Source organism: Clostridium sp. UBA5988 (assembly GCF_002435615.1).
GTDB lineage: Bacteria > Bacillota > Clostridia > Clostridiales > Clostridiaceae > Clostridium_J > Clostridium_J sulfidigenes.
In genome coordinates, this window is record NZ_DJBA01000003.1 from 1 (window position 1) to 2,951 (window position 2,951).

2 protein-coding genes are annotated in these 2,951 nt (G+C 27.2%); both read left to right on the forward strand.

Going from position 1 to position 2,951, the window contains the following annotated elements; translation table 11 throughout:
* Nucleotides 1–233 precede the first annotated feature (233 nt).
* Nucleotides 234–2,255, forward strand: a complete 2,022-nt coding sequence (locus B3J31_RS00175) for a methyl-accepting chemotaxis protein (RefSeq protein WP_346867296.1) — start codon at nt 234–236, stop codon at nt 2,253–2,255.
* A 421-nt stretch (nt 2,256–2,676) separates the two neighbouring features.
* Nucleotides 2,677–2,817: an LDCC motif putative metal-binding protein gene (locus B3J31_RS00180; protein ID WP_346867297.1), complete on the forward strand. Its 141-nt coding sequence runs from the start codon at nt 2,677–2,679 to the stop codon at nt 2,815–2,817.
* Nucleotides 2,818–2,951 lie beyond the last annotated feature (134 nt).

The following is a 2,951-nucleotide window of genomic DNA, read 5'->3' on the forward strand; positions in this document are numbered from 1 at the left end:
ATTCGGTGAATAATTCAGGTTAAATTATTTATAAAGAAATATAAGATGTACTCGAGAATATAATAGTAAGTTTTATAATATATTTTGTAATTAAATTTAAAGAAAGGTTTAAAGAAGTATTTTTATAGATTAAATATTATAGACTTTTAAGTAATTTAATCATTATTAATAATAAGTATATAAATTACAAAAATATATAAATTAAAAAAATTATACACTTAGGAGGAAAAAATATGAAACATAAGAAATTTAATAAGCTTAAGAAATTTAAATTACAGAGCATTAGAGTCAAACTTATAGTTATACTTTTACTTATTTGTTTAGTACCAGTTGCCGGAATGGGAATAACTATATACTCAGAATCAAAATCAATTTTAAGAGATAAGCTTGAAACTACAAGTAGACAAACAATTTTAGAGGTAAATAGAGGGCTAGATAATTATTTTAAAGGTATGTCTAAATCTGTAGAGCTACTATCTAATAATATAAATGTTATAGAATCAGATGATAAAGAAGACTATTTTAACTTTGCTAAATTGTTAATATCAGATATAAAAAATACAGATGAAGATATTATAACTGCTTTTATAGGGACAGAAAAGGGAAAGTATTACACTTATCCAGAAGCAAACACTGATGCTAATTACGATTATAAATCTAGACCTTGGTATAAACTAGCTATGGAAAATAAGGGGCAATTAGTAATAACCCCTCCATATAAAAGTGCAACAACAGGTGAGAATGTAGTAACTGTAGCTAAAACTATAGAAAAAAATAGCAATGTAGTTGGAGTTGTAGGAGTTAATGTAAGTTTAAAAAACCTTTCTGATGGATTATCTGAGATTAAGGTAGGAAACGAAGGGTACATGTATGTATCTGATTCAAATGGTAATTTAGTAGCACATCCTAATAAAGAAATCATAGGTACTGATGAAGCTGCTAAGCTTTCTGTTTGGAGTGACATAAGCTCAAATAAAGAAGGATTTACTGAGTATGATTTTAATGGGGAGAAGAAGTTTGCTGTTTACACTACAAGTCAATTAACAGGCTGGAAAATAGTAGCATCTTTGGATGATAAAGAACTATTAAAGGATACACAAAATATTCTAAATATAATTATACTAACCTCAGGAGTAATAGCTATAATAGCTATAGCAGTATCTTTAATATTTAGTAATTCTATTTCAAAGAATATTAATAGATTATTGACGGCTTTTAACAAAGTTAAAGATGGAGATTTAAGGGTTAATGTTAATATAAAGTCAAGAGATGAATTTAAAGACTTAGGTGAAAATTTCAATGGAATGATAGAAAATATATCATCTTTAATTAAAAGCGTTAACAAGTCTTCTAATATAGTTTTAGACACTTCATCAAATTTATCTGCTATAGCCGAGGAAACTAGTGCTTCTATCAGTGAAGTAGCAAGAGCTATAGAAGATGTATCTGGTGGAGCCATTGAACAAGCTAATAGTGCTCAAGACGGAGCCACAGCTATGATTGAGTTATCAGAGAACTTGAAATTATTAAATGAAGCTACAGAGGCCATGGGTGCAGTATATGAAAATGCTAATAATCTAAGCAGTAGAGGATTATCTATGGTAGATACGCTGATAGAAAAATCTAATGATACAAGGGTTTCAACTAATAAAGTTTCAGAGTTAGTTATAGACATGGATGAAAGTACAGAAAAAATAAATTCTGTATCAGATACTATTTCTCAGATTACAGAACAAACTAATTTACTTTCTCTTAATGCATCTATTGAAGCAGCTAGAGCTGGTGAAGCTGGACGAGGTTTTGCAGTAGTAGCAGAAGAAATTAGAAAGCTAGCAGAGCAATCAAAGGGTTCTACCATGGAAATTAAGAAGATAGTAGATGATATAAAAACTAAAACTAACATTGCTGTTGTGGCTATTAGGGATACTGAAAAAATTGTAGAGGAACAAGATGGTGTAGTAGACGAAGCAAAGGCTGTATTTAATGATATAATGGAAGGAGTACAAGAGTTAATAAGTAAAGTTACTGAAATAAGTGACTATATAGTAGTTATTGATAAAAAGAAGGATAATGTAGTAACTCAGATAGAAAATATATCATCTATATCACAAGAGACTGCGGCGTCTTCAGAGGAGGTTACTGCCTCAACAGAAGAGGTAACAGGAATTTCAGAGGAGCTTACGGGTCATGCTAATGAGTTACAGCATATGTCTGAAAAACTAAAAGAAATAATAAATACTTTCAAGTTTGAATAAAGAATATAAGAGAAGGAATATGGAATAAGCTGTATTCCTTCTTATTTTATACAAAAATTATTAAATAAAAGAATAAATTTTTTTCTCAATAATATGGAATAGAAATTTAGTATTATATAAATACCTAATTAAGTTTAAGCAACATAGGTCAATATCAAATAAAATATTTTAATTTGTTTATACTATATGTTAGAACTCAAAATATATTTAGTTTTGTGCAATATTGTGCATGTTAAAATGAGGAGAGATACTTACGGCTATAAGAGAAATTCCAAAAAGTCAGTTACTTAAAAATGTTTTAATAGAACAAATTAATTAAAATAGAGCATAAACTTTATAAAAAATATTTTATTTAAAAACTCCATTAAAAACACATAAGTTATTGGTATAATTTAATAAATAATTATTATGGAGGGATAGTATGTTTACTAGAATAAAGAAATCAATTAATAGCTTTTTAGATAAGATTGCAAAACAAAATGAGGAATTATATGGGAAAAGAAAAATGGATTGCTGTAATTTAAATAATCAAAATCAGAAGAAGTCTGTAAGAAACAAGTAATAGATAAATGTTTTATATAGTATAAGAAGTATAATATATATTTATAGTATATACATTGAAATTATAGATAAGGTTTCACATATAGCAAATTATAATAATTATATTTTAAATTTTTATGTCAACGATTTTTGACT

What these genes read in the sequence shown, in the direction of transcription:
- B3J31_RS00175 (WP_346867296.1), top strand. Translation starts at nt 234, where the DNA reads ATGAAACATAAGAAATTTAATAAGCTTAAGAAATTTAAATTACAGAGC.
- B3J31_RS00180 (WP_346867297.1), top strand. Translation starts at nt 2,677, where the DNA reads ATGTTTACTAGAATAAAGAAATCAATTAATAGCTTTTTAGATAAGATT.